Source organism: Fusicatenibacter sp. (assembly GCF_977045365.1).
On record NZ_CDRRUH010000012.1, the window covers coordinates 39,125 to 60,798 of the forward strand.

At 44.6% G+C, this 21,674-nt stretch carries 16 protein-coding genes and 1 pseudogene; all 17 read left to right on the forward strand.

The annotated features are described in order from the left end of the window. The first annotated feature begins 234 nt into the window (after positions 1–234). The 17 genes and pseudogenes from nifJ (at position 235) to ACY2VW_RS04660 (ending at position 21,462) form a co-directional block, all read left to right on the forward strand. A complete protein-coding gene (nifJ, locus tag ACY2VW_RS04580) occupies positions 235–3,783 on the forward strand; it encodes a pyruvate:ferredoxin (flavodoxin) oxidoreductase (protein ID WP_461877216.1) in 3,549 nt (1,182 codons plus the stop codon). A gap of 259 nt (positions 3,784–4,042) precedes the next feature. Beyond that, positions 4,043–5,344: a putative ABC transporter permease gene (locus ACY2VW_RS04585; RefSeq protein WP_461877217.1), complete on the forward strand. Its 1,302-nt coding sequence runs from the start codon at positions 4,043–4,045 to the stop codon at positions 5,342–5,344. Positions 5,345–5,446: 102 nt separating this feature from the next. Beyond that, positions 5,447–6,412 carry an SseB family protein gene (locus tag ACY2VW_RS04590; protein WP_158581007.1) on the forward strand — a complete coding sequence of 322 codons (966 nt, stop codon included), beginning with the start codon at positions 5,447–5,449 and terminating at the stop codon, positions 6,410–6,412. 104 nt (positions 6,413–6,516) lie between these two features. After that, the gene (locus tag ACY2VW_RS04595) at positions 6,517–9,432 is read left to right on the forward strand and encodes an insulinase family protein (protein WP_461877218.1); all 2,916 of its coding nucleotides are present in this window, start codon (positions 6,517–6,519) and stop codon (positions 9,430–9,432) included. 20 nt (positions 9,433–9,452) lie between these two features. Next, a complete protein-coding gene (gene era, locus ACY2VW_RS04600; RefSeq protein WP_461877219.1) occupies positions 9,453–10,370 on the forward strand; it encodes a GTPase Era in 918 nt (305 codons plus the stop codon). 25 nt (positions 10,371–10,395) lie between these two features. Beyond that, a complete protein-coding gene (gene recO, locus ACY2VW_RS04605) occupies positions 10,396–11,139 on the forward strand; it encodes a DNA repair protein RecO (RefSeq protein ID WP_461877220.1) in 744 nt (247 codons plus the stop codon). Positions 11,140–11,409: 270 nt separating this feature from the next. Further along, positions 11,410–12,852 (forward strand): sugar transferase, encoded by a 1,443-nt coding sequence (locus tag ACY2VW_RS04610; protein ID WP_461877221.1) that lies wholly within the window; start codon positions 11,410–11,412, stop codon positions 12,850–12,852. Positions 12,853–13,001: 149 nt separating this feature from the next. After that, positions 13,002–13,517 (forward strand): annotated as a pseudogene (locus tag ACY2VW_RS04615) (SDR family oxidoreductase); the annotation flags it as partial. A gap of 15 nt (positions 13,518–13,532) precedes the next feature. After that, positions 13,533–14,141 carry a dTDP-4-dehydrorhamnose 3,5-epimerase gene (gene rfbC, locus ACY2VW_RS04620; protein ID WP_461877222.1) on the forward strand — a complete coding sequence of 203 codons (609 nt, stop codon included), beginning with the start codon at positions 13,533–13,535 and terminating at the stop codon, positions 14,139–14,141. 22 nt (positions 14,142–14,163) lie between these two features. Continuing rightward, positions 14,164–14,631, forward strand: coding sequence for a PssD/Cps14F family polysaccharide biosynthesis glycosyltransferase (gene pssD, locus ACY2VW_RS04625; RefSeq protein ID WP_461877223.1), 468 nt, complete (start codon positions 14,164–14,166; stop codon positions 14,629–14,631). 15 nt (positions 14,632–14,646) lie between these two features. After that, a complete protein-coding gene (locus ACY2VW_RS04630) occupies positions 14,647–15,141 on the forward strand; it encodes a glycosyltransferase (RefSeq protein WP_461877224.1) in 495 nt (164 codons plus the stop codon). Between the two features lie 10 nt (positions 15,142–15,151). After that, on the forward strand, positions 15,152–16,051 hold the full coding sequence (locus tag ACY2VW_RS04635; protein ID WP_461877225.1) for a glycosyltransferase: 900 nt from the start codon (positions 15,152–15,154) through the stop codon (positions 16,049–16,051). Positions 16,052–16,069: 18 nt separating this feature from the next. Next, positions 16,070–16,510 (forward strand): hypothetical protein, encoded by a 441-nt coding sequence (locus tag ACY2VW_RS04640; protein WP_461877226.1) that lies wholly within the window; start codon positions 16,070–16,072, stop codon positions 16,508–16,510. Positions 16,511–16,817: 307 nt separating this feature from the next. Next, positions 16,818–17,729, forward strand: coding sequence for a glycosyltransferase (locus ACY2VW_RS04645; protein ID WP_461877227.1), 912 nt, complete (start codon positions 16,818–16,820; stop codon positions 17,727–17,729). Positions 17,730–17,768: 39 nt separating this feature from the next. After that, positions 17,769–19,031 (forward strand): hypothetical protein, encoded by a 1,263-nt coding sequence (locus tag ACY2VW_RS04650; RefSeq protein ID WP_461877228.1) that lies wholly within the window; start codon positions 17,769–17,771, stop codon positions 19,029–19,031. 111 nt (positions 19,032–19,142) lie between these two features. After that, complete coding sequence (locus ACY2VW_RS04655) at positions 19,143–20,603, forward strand: lipopolysaccharide biosynthesis protein (protein ID WP_461877229.1); 1,461 nt, start codon at positions 19,143–19,145, stop codon at positions 20,601–20,603. Positions 20,604–20,625: 22 nt separating this feature from the next. After that, the gene (locus ACY2VW_RS04660; protein WP_461877230.1) at positions 20,626–21,462 is read left to right on the forward strand and encodes a LicD family protein; all 837 of its coding nucleotides are present in this window, start codon (positions 20,626–20,628) and stop codon (positions 21,460–21,462) included. The last annotated feature ends 212 nt before the right edge of the window (positions 21,463–21,674 follow it).

Genomic DNA, 21,674 nt, shown 5'->3' on the forward strand with positions numbered 1-21,674 from the left:
TCGACGCGGAATTACCAGAAGTTGTAAAAAACTTGTATTTTTCCCTGAACACCCACAGAAAATCTGGACAGAATGCCCAATCGGTGTTATAATTCAAACACTGGACATAGTGGCATTGCCATGCCCTTATCCGGGTTTTTCGAAGCGCGGAGGCAACCGAAACCCGGCAGAACACCAACCTGAGAAAAGCCAAAGTAATTTTTGGTCATCATTTTTTAAGGAGGATAAAATCAAATGGCTAGAAAGATGAAAACCATGGATGGTAACCAGGCTGCAGCACATGCGTCTTATGCGTATACCGACGTAGCAGCTATTTACCCAATTACCCCTTCATCCGTTATGGCGGAGCATACCGATGAGTGGGCAACCCAGGGAAGAAAGAACATTTTCGGACAGGAAGTTCAGGTAACAGAGATGCAGTCCGAGGCAGGAGCAGCAGGTGCAGTACACGGATCACTGGCAGCCGGAGCTCTTACCACAACCTACACCGCATCCCAGGGACTTCTTCTGATGATCCCGAACCTTTATAAAATTGCCGGCGAGCAGCTCCCGGGCGTATTCAACGTATCCGCTCGTGCCCTTGCAAGCCACGCACTTTCCATCTTCGGAGATCATTCAGACGTTTACGCCTGTCGTCAGACCGGAGTCGCAATGCTCTGCGAATCCAGCGTACAGGAGGTTATGGACCTGACACCGGTTGCACACTGTGCAGCACTGAAAGGCAAAGTTCCATTTATCAACTTCTTCGACGGATTCCGTACCTCCCACGAGATTCAGAAAATCGAGACATGGGATTACGAAGATCTGAAAGACATGGTAGATATGGATGCAGTAGATGCATTCCGTAAACACGCCCTGAACCCGAACCATCCGTGCCAGAGAGGATCCGCACAGAACCCGGATATCTTCTTCCAGGCAAGAGAAGCATGTAACCCGTACTACGATGCTCTTCCGGCAATCGTACAGGAGTACATGGACAAAGTAAACGAGAAAATCGGAACCGATTACAAACTGTTCAACTATTATGGAGCAGCAGACGCTGAGCACGTAATCATCGCTATGGGTTCTGTCTGCGATACCATCGAGGAGACCATCGATTACCTCGTAGCAGCAGGCAAGAAAGTCGGCGTTGTAAAGGTACGTCTGTACCGTCCGTTCTCCGCAGAAGCACTCATCAATGCAATTCCGGAGACTGTAAAACAGATTTCCGTTCTGGACAGAACAAAAGAGCCGGGATCTCTTGGCGAGCCTCTGTACCTGGACGTAGTAGCAGCATTAAAAGGCAGCAAATTCGAGAGCACACCGGTATTCACAGGTCGTTACGGACTTGGTTCCAAGGACACCACACCGGCTCAGATCGTTGCTGTATATGAAAATACAGAGAAACAGAGATTTACCATTGGTATCGTAGACGATGTTACCAATCTGTCTCTGCCGGTTGGCGCTCCTCTGGTAACAACTCCGGAAGGAACCATCAACTGCAAATTCTGGGGACTTGGCGCAGACGGTACCGTAGGTGCAAACAAGAACTCCATCAAGATCATCGGTGACAACACAGACATGTACGCACAGGCTTACTTCGACTATGACTCCAAAAAGTCCGGCGGTGTAACCATGTCTCACCTGCGTTTCGGAAAGAAACCGATCAAATCTACATACCTGATCCACAAAGCAAACTTCGTGGCATGTCACAATCCTTCCTATGTGAACAAATATCACATGGTAGAAGAGCTGGTTGACGGAGGAACCTTCCTTCTGAACTGTCCATGGGATGAAGCAGGCCTTGAAGAGCATCTGCCAGGTCAGGTAAAAGCATTCATCGCAAACCATAACATCAAATTCTATGTGATCGACGGTGTTAAGATCGGTATTGAGACCGGCATGGGACCGACCCGTATCAACACCATTCTTCAGTCTGCATTCTTCAAGCTTGCGAAGATCATTCCGGAAGAAAAAGCCATCGAACTCATGAAAGCAGCAGCAAAAGCTACCTATGGCCGTAAAGGTGATGATGTCGTAGCAAAGAACTGGGCAGCTATCGATGAGGGTGCAAAACAGATCAAAGAAGTTGCAGTTCCGGAAAGCTGGAAAAATGCAGAAGACGAAGGTCTGACCACAACTCATGCAGAGAGCGGCCGCGCTGACGCTGTTAAATTCGTAAATACCATCCAGGCAAAAGTAACTTCCCAGGAAGGAAACAACCTGCCTGTATCCGCATTTGCAGACTACGTAGACGGAACAACTCCGTCCGGCACATCCGCATACGAGAAACGTGGTATCGCCGTAAACGTACCTGTATGGAATCCGGAAAACTGTATCCAGTGTAACAGATGTTCCTTCGTCTGCCCGCACGCTGTTATCCGTCCGGTTGCCATGACCGCAGAAGAAGCAGCAGCAGCTCCGGAAGGCATCCAGACCATGCCGATGACCGGTATGCCGGACTACACCTTCACAATGGCTATTTCCCAGCTTGACTGTACCGGATGTGGTTCCTGTGCAAACGTATGTCCGGGCAAGAAGGGTGTGAAAGCACTGGCTATGGAAAGCCTTGCAGCACACGAAGCAGAGCAGAAATACTTCGATTATGCAGCAGCTCTTCCAGAGAAGACAGACGTTGTAGCAAAATTCAAAGAGAATACCGTAAAGGGCAGCCAGTTCAAGAAACCGCTGCTTGAGTTCTCCGGCGCATGCGCAGGCTGCGGCGAGACTCCTTACGCAAAACTGATCACCCAGCTGTTTGGTGACAGAATGTACATCGCAAACGCAACAGGATGCTCCTCTATCTGGGGTAACTCCTCACCGTCCACTCCTTACACTGTAAACGAGAAAGGACAGGGTCCGGCATGGTCCAACTCCCTGTTCGAGGACAACGCAGAGTTCGGTTATGGTATGCTTCTCGCTCAGAAAGCAATCCGCGGCGGCCTGAAAGCCAAAGTTGAGGATGTTATGAACTCCGAGAAAGCTCCGGAAGAAGTAAAAGCAGCATGTAAAGAGTATCTGGATACCTTTGACTGCGGCGCTACCAACGGAACTGCAACCGAGAAACTTGTAGAAGCAATCAAAGACGCTGACTGCGACGTTTGCAGAGACATCGTTAAGAACAAAGACTTCCTCGCTAAGAAATCCCAGTGGATCTTCGGTGGTGACGGATGGGCTTACGATATCGGATTCGGCGGCGTAGACCACGTACTTGCCAGCGGAAAAGATATCAACGTAATGGTATTCGATACCGAGGTTTACTCCAACACAGGCGGACAGTCCTCCAAAGCTACTCCGACTGGTGCAGTAGCACAGTTCGCAGCAGGTGGTAAAGAGACCAAGAAGAAAGATATGGCAAGCATCGCAATGAGCTATGGCTATGTATACGTAGCACAGATCGCTATGGGCGCTGATTACAATCAGGCAGTCAAAGCAATCGCAGAGGCTGAGGCATATCCGGGACCATCCCTCATTATCGCTTACGCTCCATGTATCAACCATGGTATCAAGAAAGGTATGAGCAAAGCACAGACCGAGGAGCAGCTCGCTGTTCAGACCGGATACTGGCATTGCTTCCGCTTCAACCCGGCACTCGCTGCAGAAGGCAAGAGCGCATTCACACTGGATTCCAAGGCTCCGTCAGGAGATTATCAGGAATTCCTGAACGGCGAGGTACGTTACAACTCTCTGAAACGTGCAAACCCGGCGAAAGCAGAAAGACTGTTCGGCAAGAACGAGCAGGAAGCAAAAGACCGTTACACTTACCTGAACAAACTTGTAAAACTGTACGGCGCAGAAGAGTAATTCTTTCGTTCAGATTACTCCGAACCTGTAACATAAACCTTCGGGCGGTACGTATTGCCGCCGCCTGAGCAAAGAAAGAGGCCATGCCCCAAAAGGGTGTGGCTTCTTTTCTTAAAAAAGGAAGCATAAACTTCTTTTAAACTGCTTTCTTTGTATAAAAGCTATGATATAATAGCAGAATAGCAGGCTGCAAATAGTGTATAAAAAGAAGAAGTATTTTTATAAACAATAGAAAAATGAGAACGAAAAGGAGATCCCGATGAACTACACAATCTACGACTACCTCGGTCTGTTCTTCCTCTACGCTTTCCTTGGCTGGCTTCTGGAAACAGCAGTAGCAGCCGTTCGAAAGAAACATATGGTAAACCGAGGATTCTTAAACGGCCCATTGTGTGCCATCTACGGAATCACAGCCGTTGCTATGACACGCTACCTGTACGAGCTGCAGTCCAGCCCCGTATTCCTGTTCCTCGGCTGTATGATCATCGCTACCGCCGCCGAATGGATCGCCGGCCACGTCCTGGAGCGTATTGGCCACGGCAAATGGTGGGATTATTCTAATAAAAAATGGAACATGGACGGCTACATCTGCCTCCAGTATTCCGTACTATGGGGAATCCTTGGTGTTCTTGCCCTGAAATTCGGCAACGCACTCGGCCTTACCCTCCTCCATCTGGCGCCAACCGGCGTGATGCATATCACGCTGTGGATCCTGTTCGGAATTCTTGCCGTCGATGCCGTCGGTTCCTACGCCGTTCTGCGCCACATCACCAAAAAGATGCCGCGCATCACCGCGATGAACGATCAGATCGACGCTTTCACCAAACGCCTTTCGGTTCGTCTGTACCGCTGCCTGGAAGCCCGTGTCGAGCGCGCCTACCCGTCGGTGCAGCCGATTCCGAAGCAGAAAGAAAAATCGAAAGTATTTGCCGAGGGATGCAGCTTTTATAAAATCGTCCTTCTGTTCATCGTCGGCGCCTTCTTAGGAGACATCGTCGAGACCATCTTCTGCCGCATCACCGCCGGCGTCTGGATGAGCCGCAGCAGCCTTGTCTGGGGCCCGTTCAGCATCGTCTGGGGCCTCGCCATCGCCCTCGCCACCTGGTTCCTCTATAATTACAGAAACCGCTCCGACGGCTTTTTATTCGCCTTCGGAACCTTCCTCGGCGGCGCCTACGAATACCTCTGCAGCGTCTTCACCGAAATCGTCTTCGGAAAAGTTTTCTGGGACTACAGCGACATCCCCTTCAACCTCGGAGGCCGCATCAACCTCCTGTACTGCTTCTTCTGGGGAATTGCCGCTGTCGTATGGCTGAAAAAACTCTACCCTCTGTTCTCCAAATGGATCGAAAAAATCCCCCTGAAACAGGGTCCCATCATCACCTGGATACTGATCATCTTCATGCTCGCCAACATCCTCGTCTCCACCCTGGCCCTCACCCGCTACGACCAGCGTGCCCACAATGAGTCAGCAGCAAACGCCATAGAGCAGCTCATTGATGAACGTTTTCCGGACAGCCGGATGGAAAAAATCTATCCGAACGCAAAAATGGCGAGCTGAAGCAATAAACCTTTGGCAACCCATCAAAAGTATGATATAATACCACATAGATATTTTGAGGATAAACCGTCCTCTAAGAGCGAAGAAAGGACTCAACCACAAATGACAGTAGACAACAGCTTCACCATGAAGAAATTCCAGAGCATGGAAATCATCTATGTGACCTTTTCCCAGATCACAAAACTCCCATACGTAGAGTGCGATCCGGAAACCTTTGATGATCAGGTATACATGTTTACCGAAGAAGAAGCAGCCAAGGAGTTTGCAAAATCCTATGTAGAAAAGAACACCCCGCTGCTCACCGTAAAAGTCCTGCGCAAGCAGATGCCGAACTTCTATATGGGCCTCTACGCCGAAGGCGTCAACATGGTCATCTTCCACGAAGGCGACCAGACCCGCCGCATCGAGCTCGAGCAGATCTTCCCGAAACCAGACATGGAGAAAATGAACAAACAGCACCTCCCGGTTCTGAACCCGGGCGTACAGCTCACAGTCGTATACTTTCTGCAGGAACTCAGAAAACCAAACCAGAGAAGAGACGATGCCGAGCGCATGCAGCACCTGCGTGAACTCGAAGAAGAAATGCTTGTCAACCTGATGCGAAGCAAATTCATCCTTGCCATCGACATCTCCCAGGTACAGGGCGAATTCGATCCGGCCAACCCGGGACCAGACGTGCGCATCCCGTACATCAAAAACCAGAACGAAGACATCTTCCAGCCGCTGTTTTCCGATATCGGTGAATTCCAGAAATTCCGTCCGGATCCGCAGGCAAAACTCCGTCTGGCAGCCATCCCGTTCCAGCACCTTCTGCCGTACCTGATGAAACAGGCAAAAGGCTTCGTCATCAACCCGTCCGGCTTCAACCTTCTGTTGACCAGAGAACAGCTCCAGAGAATCATGGGAGCCCAGGCACAGAGCGTCCGACCGAACCTTGAGGCAATGATGGCACAGGCCGCTGCAGCACAGGCACAGAAAAATGCACAGAACAACGCTGCAAACGACGAAGTAAAAGAACACGTCGACGAGACAGAGAACACCGCAGCAGAAACCGACAACGAAGAATAAAACCGACAGGGCCGCAGAAAATCCCAGCAAACGGGCACTGCGGTCCGTTTTTGACTGCATAAAACCGGAAATAATAAAGAAAAACAAGAAAGGACATCAGAAATATGAACGCAGAACATTGCAAAGCCTACACCCTGCTGCAGGAACAGCAGATTGACGATATCCATGCACACGGCTATCTCCTCCGCCACAACAAGAGCGGTGCCCGCGTGCTTCTTCTCGAAACCGAAGATGACAACAAAGTCTTCAACATCGCGTTCCGTACCCCGCCGGCCGACAGCACCGGCGTAGCCCACATCCTGGAGCACAGCGTCCTCTGCGGCTCCCGCGAATTCCCGTTAAAGGATCCCTTCGTAGAACTTGTCAAAGGATCCCTGAACACCTTCTTAAATGCTATGACCTACCCGGATAAAACCATGTACCCGGTAGCCAGCACCAACGACGCCGACTTCCAGAACCTGATGCACGTCTACATGGACGCCGTATTCTATCCGAACATTTACAAACACGACGAAATCTTCCGCCAGGAAGGCTGGAGCTACCATCTGGAAAGCGAAGACGGCCCGCTGACCTACAACGGTGTGGTATACAACGAAATGAAAGGAGCCTTCTCCTCCGCAGACGATGTCCTGGAGCGTGAAACCTTCAATACCCTGTTCCCGGACACCCCGTACGGCGTAGAATCCGGCGGAGATCCGTCCTGCATCCCGGATCTGACCTACGAAAACTTCCTGAAATTCCATCAGACCTATTACCATCCGTCCAACAGCTACATCTACCTGTACGGAAACATGGACATGGAAGAAAAACTGGCATGGATGGATGAAAAATATCTGTCCCATTTTGATGCAAAAGAAGTGAAGTCCGAAATTCCGTACCAGAAACCATTTGCAGAGACCCTCGACATTGTACACGAGTACCCGGTACTTGACGGCGATCCGCTCGAAAACAATGCGTATCTGTCCTACAACATGGTCATCGGCAGCGGTCTGGATGTAAAATTAAACGTGGCATTTTCCGTTCTGGAGTATGCACTTCTCGATGCCCCGGGAGCTCCGGTCAAACAGGCGCTCCTCGACGCACACATTGGAAAAGACGTTTACGGCTCCTACGAAGACGGCATCTTACAGCCATTCTTCTCCATCGTAGCCAAAAACGCCGATGAAAACGAGAAAGAAAAATTCCTGTCCATAATCCGCGGCACCCTCGAGGATATCGTGAAAAACGGCATGGATCAGAAAGCCCTCGAGGCAGGCATCAACTATTTCGAATTCCGTTTCCGTGAGGCGGACTTCTCCAGCTTCCCGAAGGGCCTGATGTACGGCATTGACGTCTTCGACAGCTGGCTGTACGACGAGAACAAACCGTTCGCCTACCTGCAGCAGCTTGCGATCTACGATGAGCTGAAAAAACTGGCAAAAGAAGGCTATTTCGAAAACCTGATCCAGACGTATCTGCTGGACAACACCCATGCCTCCATCGTGACCCTCGTTCCGAAGACCGGTCTTGCCGCAGAAAATGATGCAAAGACCGCAGAAAAACTGCAGAAATACAAAGAGAGCCTGTCAAAAGAAGAGATCGAGAAAATCATTGCTGACACCAAAGAGCTGGCAGCATATCAGGAAGAAGAGGAGAGCGAGGAAGCACTCGAGACGATTCCGCTCCTGAAGCGAAGCGATATCAAACGTGAGTCTATCAAACTTTACAATGACGAGCATGAAGTCGATGGAACGACTGTGCTTCATCACAACGTATTCACGAACGGCATCGGTTACTTAAGCCTGCTGTTTGATACGAAAAATGTGCCGAACGATCTGATCCCGTACATGGGTGTCTTGAAATCCGTTCTCGGCTATGTGGACACCGAACACTACACCTACGGCGAACTGTTCAACGAGATCAATGCACAGACCGGCGGCATCAACTGCGGACTGCAGGTATTCCGCATTCCGGAAAATGATGACGACTGCCGCAGAATGTTCGGCATCCGCGCGAAATTCCTGTACGACAAACTGGATTTCGTCATGAAAATGATCGAGGAGATCCTGAACACCTCCTGCCTGGACGATGAAAAACGTCTTCACGAGATCATCTCCAGCATGAAATCCGGCCTGCAGAACCGTCTGTCCTCCGCCGGAAATGCAACGGCTGTGATGCGTGCAGCTTCCTATTACTCCCCGATGAGCAATTTCCAGGACCGCATCGCAGGCATCGGCTTCTACCAGCTCTTAAAAGATCTGGACGAGAACTTCGATGAGAAAAAAGCAGAACTGATTAAAAATCTGCAGACCCTGATGAAATACATCTTCCGCAAAGAGAACCTGACCGTCTCCTATACCGCAGACGAGACAGGCTACGCGCCGCTGGAAGAAAAAATCGCAGCATTCAAAGAGAATCTGTACACCGACGAAGTGGAGCCGGGCAGCATTGTGTATGACTTTGAACAGAAAAACGAAGCCTTCCAGACCTCCGGCCAGGTACAGTACGTGGCACTCTGTGGAAACTTCGAGCGCGAAGGCTACGACTACACAGGAGCCCTGCGCATCCTGCGTGTCATGCTGAGCTATGACTATCTGTGGATCAACATCCGTGTCAAAGGCGGCGCTTACGGCTGCGGCGGAGCTTTCGGAAGAGGCGGAAACGCGTGCATTTCTTCCTACCGTGACCCGAACGTCGGAAGAACCCTTGAAGTATACCGCGGTATCGGCGATTACGTGCGCAATTTCGAAGCAGAAGAGCGCCAGATGACCAAATACATCATCGGAACGATCAGCGAACTCGACGTCCCGATGAACCCGTCCGCAAAAGGCCAGACCTCCGAGAGCGCATGGTTCAACGGCATCACCGAAGCCGATTTCCAGCAGGAGAGAGACCAGATCCTCGATGCAACCCTGGATGATATTCATGCACTGGCAGACCTTGTAGATGCAGCCTTAAAACAGAACAATATCTGCGTTGTCGGAAGCGAAGCAGCCATTCAGAAAGAGAAAGAACTGTTCAAGAACGTAGAGAACTTATAAATGAGGAGAACAAAACAGCAATGGAAAACAATGCAAACTATAAATCCGGCTTTGTAGCCCTGATCGGCCGTCCGAACGTGGGAAAATCCACGTTGATGAACCACCTGATCGGACAGAAGATTGCGATCACATCCAAGAAACCGCAGACCACCCGCAACCGCATCCAGACCGTTTATACGTGTGACGAGGGACAGATCGTGTTCCTCGACACACCGGGTATCCACAAGGCGAAAAATAAGCTCGGCGAGTACATGGTCGATGTAGCCGAGAAAACGTTAAAAGAAGTCGATGTGATTCTCTGGCTCGTAGAGCCGAGCAACTTCATCGGAGCAGGAGAGCGCCATATCGCAGAGATCCTGGAGAAAGTCAAGGCGCCGGTCATCCTCATTATCAACAAGACCGATACCGTGGAGAAAGACAAAATCCTGGAATTCATCGATACGTACCGCAAGCTGTTCCAGTTTGCCGAGATCATTCCGTGCTCGGCACTCCGCCATCAGAATACCGATGACATCATTCCGAGCATCTTCAAATACCTGCCGTACGGCCCGCAGTTCTACGATGAGGACACCATCACCGATCAGCCGATGCGCCAGATCGTGGCTGAGATCATCCGCGAGAAAGCACTGTACGCCTTAAACGAAGAGATTCCGCATGGCATCGCCGTTGTGATCGACCAGATGAAAGACCGCCCGAACGGAAAAATCGTTGATATCGACGCGACCATCATCTGCGAGCGTGATTCCCACAAGGGCATCATCATCGGAAAACAGGGCGCGATGCTCAAGAAGATCGGAAGCAACGCGCGGTATGAGCTGGAGCAGATGCTGGAGCAGAAAGTCAACCTGAAGCTCTGGGTCAAAGTCAAAAAAGACTGGCGCGACAGCGATTTTCTTGTGAAGAACTTCGGATATGATAAAAAGAAACTCGATTTCTAATATTGCATTATAATAAGGAAGAAACATGCGAGAACCAATCAATGTAAGCGGAATGGTATTATCCGCCTCCCCGGTCGGAGAGTATGACAAGCGCGTCGTGATCCTGACCCGGGAGCTCGGCAAAATCACTGCCTTCGCGCGCGGCGCCCGCCGCATGAAAAGCCCGCTGATGGCCGTTTCCAATCCGTTCGTCTTCGGCGAGTTTCAGGTCTACGAAGGCCGCGACAGCTACACCCTCTCTGGTGCGAACATCAAAGAATACTTCCTCGACCTGGCGCAGATGCAGCCTGGTGTTTATTACGGTTTTTATTTTCTGGAACTGGCCGAATATTTCGGTCAGGAAGGAAACGATGAAACCCAGATGCTGAACCTACTGTACGTGACGATGAACGCCATCCGCCGCGGAAAACAGGACCTGCGCCTGATCCGGTGTATCTTCGAACTGCGGACGATCACGATCAGCGGAGAAGCACCGCAGATGTTCTCCTGCATGGAGTGCGGCACGAAAGAGAATCTGACCGTTTTCTCCCTGCGCGACAGCGCCATCTACTGCCAAAACTGCGGAAAGACAATCAAAGATCCATGGCCGCTGCAGCCGGGCACCGTGCTGGCATGCCGCTATATCATTGCGGCGCCGCTGGAGAAGCTGTATGGGTTTACAGTGAATGAAGAGATTCTCGATGAACTCGAAAGACTGCTGCGTGTTTACCTGCATCGGTATGTTGAGAAAAAAATGAAAACGCTGCAAATATTGGACCTGATGAAGTAATAGAAAATGAAATATTTTACAAAAATGTGAAAAAAGTATGTCCAAAAAGCTGTCCACATCTTTACAAATAAGTAGAGATGAGATAAAATACTCAGGATAAAGAAAAATCAGCTTCTAAATTCGGCGCAGAAATGTCACGGTTGCGTAGAATCCGATAAGACAGACATGAGTTTTGACAAGAGTGGTAATAAAAGAAAATAGAAAAACTATGCGAAAGAAATTTCTGTTACGATCTTAGGAGAAAAGAGAAGTACGACAGGGGAGAAAGGTATGTATAAAAAATCATCTACAGGCTGGCTGAAGCACCTGGATTTTATGGTCCTTGATATCATCTGCCTTCAGCTTGCTTTTATTATGGGTTATTTTCTGAGACATCACAGTCTGAATCCATATGGAAACACGATTTATCGAAACGAAGCCATTGTATTTGCGCTGATTCAGGTGATGATCATGTTCTTCGACGATTCGTTCAAGAACGTCATGAAGCGCGGTTATCTGGCTGAAATTGGAAAAACAGTCAAAAATATGATATACATCATTGTACTTGGTGTATTTTATCTGTTCCTGATTCGGGAGGGAGATCAGTTTTCCAGAGCAACCATTATTTTAACTGGTGTCATCTATGGAATCATTTCTTATCTGATGCGTGTCGGTTGGAAAATGTTCCTGAAAAAACGCGGCAGCGGAGAACACAGTGGCCGTTCCCTTTTGATTATTACAACCGAAAAACAGTCACAGTCTGTTGTAAAAAGCATGCTTGACTTCGATTATATCGGTGTCCGCCCGACCGGCGTTGTCCTCGTAGATCAGGACAGAACCGGACGCAAAATCCACGGCGTGCCAGTCGTTTCCAGCCTCGCAAACGCAGCCGAGTATGTCTGCCGCGAGTGGTTTGACGAGGTACTGATTGTTCTGCCGGAAGGCAGAGAGATTCCACAGAAAGTTTTTGATGCTTTCACGGAAATGGGAATCACGATTCATGTAAAAATTGCAGATGTCAACGAGATGCAGGGCAAAAACCAGACCGTAGAACGCATGGGTAACTACACAGTCATCACTACATGCATCAACATGGCAAGTGCCGGTGAACTTGTTCTGAAACGAATCATGGATATCTGCGGCGGTCTCGTAGGATGTATCCTGACAGGAATCATCTTTTTGTTTGTTGCTCCTGCAATCTATATCAAATCGCCGGGTCCGATCTTCTTTTCACAGTACCGTGTTGGAAAGAACGGAAGAAAATTCAAAATCTACAAATTCCGCAGTATGTACATGGATGCTGAGGAACGGAAAAAAGAACTGATGAAACAGAACCGTGTCAGCGACGGTCTGATGTTCAAAATGGAGAACGATCCGCGTGTTATCGGCAGCGAAAAGGGCCCTGGCAAGGGAATTGGAAATTTCATCCGCAAAACTTCACTGGATGAGTTCCCGCAGTTCTTCAATGTATTAAAAGGTGATATGAGCCTCATCGGAACCCGTCCGCCGACAGTAGACGAGTGGGAAAAATACGAACTGCACCACAGAGCCCGTCTGGCTGTTAAACCAGGTCTTACCGGTATGTGGCAGGTAAGCGGACGAAGTGATATTACAGACTTCGAGGAGGTTGTAAGACTGGATACCCAGTATATTGCAGAATGGTCGTTTATGCTGGATATCAAAATTTTGTTCAAAACCGTACTGATTGTATTAGGACAGAAGGGTTCCATGTAAAAAAAGTCTAATCTGAAAAAAATACATTTAACTATACTATAAAAACGGCAGATATGTTGCGGGTGAGAAAACAGTGTGGTAAAATAAAAGTAAGTTTGTAAAGATTGGCGAAATAAGGATTTAGGAAGAGAAGAAGCGGTGAATGAGAGCAGCCAGATTGCAAGGATTATAAGCCTTTGAATGTATACGGTCAGACAAAGCTGGAAGGTGAGTTGGCAGTCAGCCAGACACTGGAGAAGTATTTCATCGTCCGCATTGCTTGGGTGTTTGGGCTGAATGGTAAGAACTTTATCAAGACTATGCTGAATGTCGGAAAGACACATGACACTATCCGTGTGGTCAATGACCAGATCGGCACACCGACCTATACATACGATTTGGCTCGACTGCTCGTTGATATGAATGAAACCGAAAAATATGGTTATTATCATGCAACCAACGAGGGCGGCTATATCAGCTGGTACGATTTCACGAAAGAAATCTATCGTCAGGCTGGATATAAGACGGAAGTCCTGCCGGTGACCACGGCAGAGTACGGTCTGAGCAAGGCGGCTCGTCCGTTCAACAGCCGCTTAGATAAGAGCAAGCTGGTGGAAGCAGGATTTACTCCGCTTCCGACTTGGCAGGATGCGCTGAGCCGTTACTTGAAAGAGATCGAGAAGTAAGTGGAGATCGAGAAAATGGGACAGATTAAAGTTGAGAAAAATGTAGGCGGCATCGAAGGTCTTTGCGTGATTGAGCCTGCTATTCACGGTGATGCCCGTGGCTATTTCATGGAAACCTACAACGAAAAAGATATGAAGGATGCTGGCATCGACGTCCACTTCGTACAGGATAACCAGTCTATGTCTACAAAGGGTGTGTTGCGTGGCCTGCACTTCCAGAAACAGTATCCGCAGTGCAAGCTGGTGCGCGCCGTGCGCGGTACTGTGTTTGATGTCGCAGTTGATCTCAGAAGTCATTCTGAGACCTATGGCAGGTGGTATGGCGTGACCCTATCGGCCGAGAATAAGAAGCAGTTTCTTATTCCGGAAGGATTTGCACATGGCTTCCTTGTCCTAAGTGACGAGGCAGAGTTCTGCTACAAGGTTAATGACTTTTGGCATCCGAATGACGAGGGTGGCATGGCTTGGAACGATCCGGAAATCGGCATTGAGTGGCCGGAGTTGAAGGGCGAGTACAAGGGCAGTGCAAGTGCAGAGGGCTACACGCTGAAAGATGGCACTGCACTGAATCTGAGTGATAAGGACCAGAAGTGGCTGGGACTGAAAGACACTTTTAAATTTTAAGACAATTAGAGGAGCAAGTCAGATGAAAGATAATAAAAATATAAAAGTTTGCTTGGTGGGTTCATCTGGCGGTCATTTAACCCACCTTTATATGTTAAAGCCGTTTTGGAAAGATAAGAATCATTTTTGGGTTACATTTGATAAGGAGGATGCAAGAAGCCTGCTCGAAGGTGAAAAAATGTATCCTTGTTATTATCCGACAAACCGGAGTCTAAAGGCTCTTATTAAGAATACCAAGATTGCATGGAATGTGTTACATAAGGAAAAGCCAGACTTGATTATTTCCTGCGGTGCAGCAGTTGCGGTCCCGTTTTTTTATATTGGTAAAATGATGGGCGCAAAGTTGGTCTATATTGAGGTTTTTGATCGAATTGATAAATCGACAATGACAGGAAAGATGGTTTACCCCATTGTGGACAAGTTTGTTGTGCAGTGGGAAGAGCAGAAAAAAGTTTATCCAAAGGCGGTTAATCTTGGAAGCATATTCTAAGTAGGGGACGAGAAAATGATTTTTGTGACGGTAGGAACACATGAGCAGCCATTTAATCGGCTGATTCAGAAAATAGATGAATTAAAGAAAGACGGTGTTATAAACGAAGATGTAATTATCCAGACTGGTTTTAGTACATACGAGCCGAAATACTGTCAGTGGAGTAAGATGATTCCATATCAGCAAATGGTGAAAAATGTGGCTGACGCCCGTATTGTAATCACTCACGGTGGCCCGGCAAGTTTTATCATGCCACTACAGATAGGTAAGACTCCTATTGTTGTGCCGCGTCAGCATCAGTTCAATGAGCATGTGAACGATCATCAGGTGGAGTTTGCGAGAAACGTGGCTCAGAGAATGGGAACGATTATCCCGGTAGAAGATATTGAAACATTGGGAGATATTATAACGAACTATGATCAGATTGTTGCTGGCATGGGACATGGTATGAGCAGTAACAATGCAAAGTTTAATGAAGAACTTGAAAAACTGGTAGATGGATTGTATTGAGGATGGATGGATGAAAAAAATTCTTGTCATAATGGCCACTTATAACGGGGAAAAATATCTTGAGGAACAACTTAATAGCATACTTCAGCAGAAGAATGTAAGTGTGGATATTTTGGTACGAGATGATGGGTCATCTGATTCAACGGTGACAATATTAAATCGATATAGAGAAAATGGAAAATTAGAATGGTATACAGGCGAGCATCTGAATGTTGCACATGGCTTTTTTGATTTGATGCTAAAGGCTAAACAAAAGAAATCGGATTATATTGCATTTTCAGATCAGGATGACGTTTGGAATTTAGATAAGCTGACGGTTGCAGTTGACAAATTAGATAAATTTGATCAGGATGTGCCAAATTTGTATTATTGCGGTCAAAATCTTGTGGATGAAGAATTACACCCAATTGCTGTTCATGAATTAAATAAAAATAGAACACTAAAAACACGATTTATAATGTCGGATTTTGCGGGGTGCACAGGGGTATTTAATAGGGCACTGTTGGATGCCGTAACCTCATACAAGCCTAATTATATGTTGATGCATGATACTTGGATTTTAAAGATATGTATTGCATTAGGTGGGAATGTTGTTGTTGATCCGCATGCTCATATGCAATATCGCCAGCATGGAGGAAATACAGTAGGACTTGGTAGAAGCATTCCAGCCTATATGAAACAGGTTAAACAATACTTGACAGAGTACAAAATAGAAAAGCAATTGAGAGAATTGTATAGTGGGTATTCAGAAAAAATGTTGCCTGATTATAAGCGGTTAACGGAAATTGTTCTAGGATACAGAACTTCAATAAAGAATAAACTGTTTTTACTAAATAAGGAAAATGTAAACTTCTTTAACAAAGGATTGAATCTCACATATAGCATTAAAGTTCTATTTAATAGGCTATAATCTGAAGTAGGAGTAGCGATGAAGATATTAATGATTGCCGGTAAAGATGAGCGTGGCGGAGCACCTAAATCCATGTTGGATATGATAAGGATAATACATGAAAATTACGATGTGGATTATACAGTTGTAGTTAATCACGAGGGGATAATATCGGATTTTTGCAAAAGTAATGGGTTAAATTGCTGTATTGCGGGACATGAACCGATTGTGATAGCAAAAGGGAGCACAACAGTACGCAGGATAGCTAAATGGTTATTGAGACCTTATTATGCGGTTCGGTGTGCTTTGCGAAATCATAGAGCACTTAAGGTAATCGAGAACGAAGTGGATTTAAGTTCTATTGATTTGATTCATACAAATTCTAACCGAGATGGATTAGGAGCACTGATTAATAAAAAATACGGAATTAAGCATGTGTGGCATTTAAGAGAATTTGGCTTCATCCGGGGGACATTATGAGCAGCTTATGATGCTGAAACCGTTAATGGAAGAATATAATAGCTTTGTAATCACGGAAAAACGCTGTATAATGCAAAAACCAAAGATGAAAAAGTGTATTATATGAAGCAGGTAAATCGTCGAGAAAAAGATTTTATATGGAAAATGATTCAAAATATGTAAGGCAGCAAATGGAAATCTATCGACAAAAATAAAACTGCTGAATTCGAAGATGGTATACTTTAACAGCAGTACACTTAGAGTTCTTTTTATAGTGAAAGTGATTCTTGGAAAAATGTGAAGGATAATAGAACTGGAGTTATGTAAAATGAGAGTTTGTATAATATTATCAACATATAATGGAAAAAAGTATGTATGTCAGCAGCTTGACAGTATATTTCAGTCTGCAGAAGATATGGATATCTTTTTGTACGTACGGGATGACGGGTCAAAGGATGATACCATACAGATTTTGGAAGAATATGGAAAGAAAAACCATGTTGAAATTAAAATAGATGCAGGAGAAAATGCGGGATCAGCAAGAAGCTTTTTACTTGCAATCAGAAACTGCCCAAAAGCTGATTATTATGCTTTCTGTGATCAGGACGATGTATGGCTGCCGAAAAAAATAGCAACGGCAGTAAAGCAGATCGGAGATACCGAACAGCCAATTCTGTGGTGTTCGGACTATCAGGTAACAGATGCAAATCTGAACGTTATACTTCCCTCTGCATTAAAACAACCGATTCAGGATGATGTCAAATCCATGTTCTACAACAATGTTCCAGGATGCACAATGTTTTTTAACTGGGCGCTTATGCAGAAAATGCGAATGATAGAAATTTCGGAAATTCGTATGCATGATATCATGGCCATGAATGTGGCGCTGATAACAGGAGAGATATATTTTGAAAAAAATCCGTTTGTATTATATCGTCAGCATGGTGATAATGTTTTAGGATACAGCCATAAGAAGATAAAAGTAAGAAAATGGATTAAGGATAAAATGCATTTGATTCGCTGTAAAGAAAATTATTCAACGGCTGAGTATGCACGAGCAGTTTTGAAGGCTCTGGGAAACGAAATGAGTGCAGATCAGAAGAAGGAATATCAGCTTATTTCAGAAATGGATAAGAGTTTTATAAAACGATTAAGAGTATTGGCAAAACCGTATACAAAAGAAAAATTTGGCAGAACAAGTATTTCAATTCGGTGTAAAGTTCTTTTGAATTTAATGTAGAAAACCTGGATAATAGAATAAGAAAAGAAAACAAATGATATGATTAAAGAAAAAAAGTTATATAGCAGGGCTCTGTATATATTTGGAATATTGGCTCCTATGCTGATTATAAATGTGTTTTCAACAATGTATGTATGGGGCATTTTATTGCTGGGATGCATGGCATTAGGTGAATGGATCTGGCAGGGAAGAATCAAAGTTTTAAGAAACCGTGAGAAAGCTTTTACGGCAGTAGTTATAACGTGGGTGATTTCCTATGTGATTTGTGCATTAAGAATGCCAGCGCAATGGAAGAATGGTATTGTAACAAGTTTTATACAGTTATGTTTTTTGATCATAGTTTACATATTTTTTGATTCGAAAAACAGAATAGGGTATCTCGTATATTATATAAAAGGAGTTTATATTTCGGCAGTTATTCAGATGATATGGGGATATGCACAGTTTCTTTTTGATATGCTTGGTATGGATTTAAACAGTTTGGTGTTTAAAGACATTCTTCATATGATGGGAGAATATACGACACAGTATCAGTTTGGCAGATTAAAAGTCAGTGGAATGTGCTGGAATGCTGGAAATTTAGCTCCGTTAGTTACCTTTGGATATATATATAGTAACAATATGTATTTAAAAGGAGCATTTCTTATTCTGGGCTTCGTTTCAGGAAGCCGAACACTTATGCTTGGCTTGATGGTATGTGTGATATTACAGTTTATGCTGGCGAAAAACAGAAGGAGAATGCGACTTACATCGAAGAAACTTGTTTTTGGACTTTTAGGAACGGGCGTTCTTTTTGTTGTTATTGTTAAATACGGAAATGCAATTGTAGAAAAAGTGATTGAGATCAGTGATCTGCTGAATTTGAAAGAGCGTGTCAAAACAGAGGGAAGTGCAAATACGCATCTTTATTATTTAACCTCGATTCCGGCTGTTACACGGAAAAATGATCTGTTATCCAATTTGTTTGGTTATGGTCCAGGATGTTCGGGATATCCACAATCTGTACTTATGAATTTTTATCCGGATCTTGAAAAATGGTCAATTGAATGTGACTATGTAAATCAGCTGTGGTCGTATGGATATATTGGATTTGTGGTTTACTATTATTGGTACATTAAGAATGCTGTTAGAACATTCAAACTTGATAAACGATATGTTGTTCTTATGCTTACCTTTATGTTTGAGGGAATTCTGTATAACATTACCTTTAATTGGGTGTTTTTCTTACTGATCGCTATTTTCCTGTTAGGGAAAAACAAAATTAATATTTTTGCGACAGCTATGAATGGAAAAGAAGAATAACATATTCTTATTGATCTGATTTTAAAAAGACGGGCAGCGGGAAAAATATGTTCGCTGCCCGCTTTTCGATAAGAAGATTTAATGGATAAATCATGTAAGGATGAAATGAAAATGAAAAAACAACTTGGAAAAATCAATAATATATTAGATATGTATAGAAAAATTCCACTACCGGCCAAAGCGTCAATGTGGTTTGTTTTTTGCAGCGTTGTACAAAAAGGGATTGCCTTTATTACGACGCCTATTTTTACGCGAATGATGTCGACGGAAGAATACGGTCTGGTAAGCGTTTACAGTTCGTGGTTAAGTATTTTGACCGTAATTTTAACCTTTCAGCTTGCAACAGGTGTCTATAATAAGGCTATGATCAAATATGAAAAAGAGAGGAATGCGTATACGTCATCCATGCTTTTTCTTACAACGGTATTGGTTTTGACAAGCCTTTTTATTTTTCTGATTTTCAGGAAACCATTCAGCAATATGCTGGGAATGAATACCGCTGTGACGGTTGTTATGTTTATTGACCTTATTTTTTCCCAGGCAATGTCATTTTGGACAGTAAGAAACAGATTTGAATATGAGTATAAAAATATTGTTGGATTTACACTTGCTTCCACCATTTTAAGTACATTTGGAAGTGTTTTTGCTATTTATCTGTTTCCGGAGAGTAAGGCCTATGCCAGAATTTATACCATGGCATTGGTGCATGTGGTGATATATTCCGTTGTATATTACAAAATTATGCACAAAGGCCGCAGACTGGTATGGACAAGTGCATGGAAATATGCGCTGAATTATAATTTGCCGCTGATTCCGCATTATTTATCTCAGCAGGTATTGAATCAGGCAGACCGGCTGATGATCAACAAGATGTGCGGAAGTGCTCAAACAGCAATCTATACAGTTGCATACCAGATTGCGATGGTACTTAATATTATCACAACTGCGATTGAAAGTTCCTTTACACCGTGGGCATATCAGAAAATAAGTGAGGGAAAAGAAAAAGAGGTTGGAAAACTGGCGCAGATCATTTTGGTGATAACAGGAATTATCTGCTTTTTCTTCACCTTATTCGCACCGGAGTTTATCTATTTACTTGGAGGCGAAAAATATGCAAGCGCAATCTGGGTTGTTCCGCCGGTCTGCATGAGTGTTTATTTTATCATGATGTACAGCCTGATCAGTACGGTTACTTTTTATTATGAAAAGACAAAATCTATTATGCTTGCATCATGTGTGATTGCAGTATTGAATATTATCCTGAATAAATATTTTATTGCCATATATGGAATGGTTGCTGCAGGTTATACTACGCTTGCCTGCTATATTGCTTATGCAATGATACATTATTATCTGATGTATCGTGTTTCCAAAGAAGAGGAGAAACAAATTCCATTTAATGTTTATTTTATATGGGGACCGGCAATTGTGTTTGTGCTTCTGGCGATTGTAAGCTCACTCTTATATTCGCATGTTAAACTCAGAGTTTTATTTATTGTTTTATTGGGCGGAGTCCTTGCGATTGCAGGATATAAAAGCAGAAACATATTATCGAAATTGCTGAAAAAATAATGGATCAGAAGGGAATTGCAAGATGATGTCAAGTGAGAGCAGAGAAGAATTAAATATTGAGCAGATTCATCAGGTTACACTGGATATTGTGAAAAAATTGATAGAGATCTGTGATGAGATTCATGTTAATTATTATGTGGCATATGGTTCTTTGATTGGAGTAGTTCGGCATAAAGGTTTTATTCCCTGGGATGATGATTTTGATGTTGTTATGCTGCGGAACGATTATGAAAAATTTTGCGATTATTGCACAAAGCATCAAAAGGAAATGAGCCCTTACAAATTACTTACCAGAGAAAGTGAGGAAAAATATCCTTACAATATTGCAAGATTAAATAATATGGATTATCAGGCAGTATATGACAATGTTCAGGGATATGATTCCGGTATTTTTATTGACATTTATCCAATCGATGGTGCTGGAACGAATGCGGAACAGGTAATGAAAAGAGTCAAAAAGAAAAAAAGCAATTTGTTTCGAATCACATTATGGAGCATTGATGATCACTATACCAGGTCAACGTATCATAAATGGTACAGATCGGTGATCAAGTATTTTGTAAGATTGTATGCTAAGATCAGAGGATCAAAGTATTTCCTGGATCAATTGGAAGCGTTCAAAAATCTGTATGATATAGATGAGAGCCGGTACATTGCAGAGATGACATGGGATTCAGGACTGACTTTGTATGAAAAGAAATGGTTTGATGATTATCTTTATATGGATTTTGAAAATCTAAAGGTAAAAGTTCCGGTTGGGTATGATGAATTTTTACGGTGTCACTATGGGGATTATATGAAGCTTCCGCCAAAAGAGGAACAAATTCCGCATCATGAATATAAGGTGTATCTGCGTTAGGGTGAAGGAAAGCATCAGGATTCTGGATAAAACAGGATTCTGATGTTTTTATTTTGGGCGTTAATAATACATTTGGGGATAAATGGTAAACGGTAGATAGTCCGTACCTCGACTGTAAAGGAAAAGTGTGTGACAATAGACTATATTTCTAATACGAGTATCAAAGGTTGAGTCTCAACTTTTGATACCACTACATGGAGGTAAGTCTATGA

Bases quoted from the DNA above. Each gene is read 5' to 3' on its own strand.
- nifJ (WP_461877216.1), top strand. From the start codon at position 235: ATGGCTAGAAAGATGAAAACCATGGATGGTAACCAGGCTGCAGCACAT.
- ACY2VW_RS04585 (WP_461877217.1), top strand. From the start codon at position 4,043: ATGAACTACACAATCTACGACTACCTCGGTCTGTTCTTCCTCTACGCT.
- ACY2VW_RS04590 (WP_158581007.1), top strand. From the start codon at position 5,447: ATGACAGTAGACAACAGCTTCACCATGAAGAAATTCCAGAGCATGGAA.
- ACY2VW_RS04595 (WP_461877218.1), top strand. From the start codon at position 6,517: ATGAACGCAGAACATTGCAAAGCCTACACCCTGCTGCAGGAACAGCAG.
- era (WP_461877219.1), top strand. From the start codon at position 9,453: ATGGAAAACAATGCAAACTATAAATCCGGCTTTGTAGCCCTGATCGGC.
- recO (WP_461877220.1), top strand. From the start codon at position 10,396: ATGCGAGAACCAATCAATGTAAGCGGAATGGTATTATCCGCCTCCCCG.
- ACY2VW_RS04610 (WP_461877221.1), top strand. From the start codon at position 11,410: ATGTATAAAAAATCATCTACAGGCTGGCTGAAGCACCTGGATTTTATG.
- rfbC (WP_461877222.1), top strand. From the start codon at position 13,533: ATGGGACAGATTAAAGTTGAGAAAAATGTAGGCGGCATCGAAGGTCTT.
- pssD (WP_461877223.1), top strand. From the start codon at position 14,164: ATGAAAGATAATAAAAATATAAAAGTTTGCTTGGTGGGTTCATCTGGC.
- ACY2VW_RS04630 (WP_461877224.1), top strand. From the start codon at position 14,647: ATGATTTTTGTGACGGTAGGAACACATGAGCAGCCATTTAATCGGCTG.
- ACY2VW_RS04635 (WP_461877225.1), top strand. From the start codon at position 15,152: ATGAAAAAAATTCTTGTCATAATGGCCACTTATAACGGGGAAAAATAT.
- ACY2VW_RS04640 (WP_461877226.1), top strand. From the start codon at position 16,070: ATGAAGATATTAATGATTGCCGGTAAAGATGAGCGTGGCGGAGCACCT.
- ACY2VW_RS04645 (WP_461877227.1), top strand. From the start codon at position 16,818: ATGAGAGTTTGTATAATATTATCAACATATAATGGAAAAAAGTATGTA.
- ACY2VW_RS04650 (WP_461877228.1), top strand. From the start codon at position 17,769: ATGATTAAAGAAAAAAAGTTATATAGCAGGGCTCTGTATATATTTGGA.
- ACY2VW_RS04655 (WP_461877229.1), top strand. From the start codon at position 19,143: ATGAAAAAACAACTTGGAAAAATCAATAATATATTAGATATGTATAGA.
- ACY2VW_RS04660 (WP_461877230.1), top strand. From the start codon at position 20,626: ATGATGTCAAGTGAGAGCAGAGAAGAATTAAATATTGAGCAGATTCAT.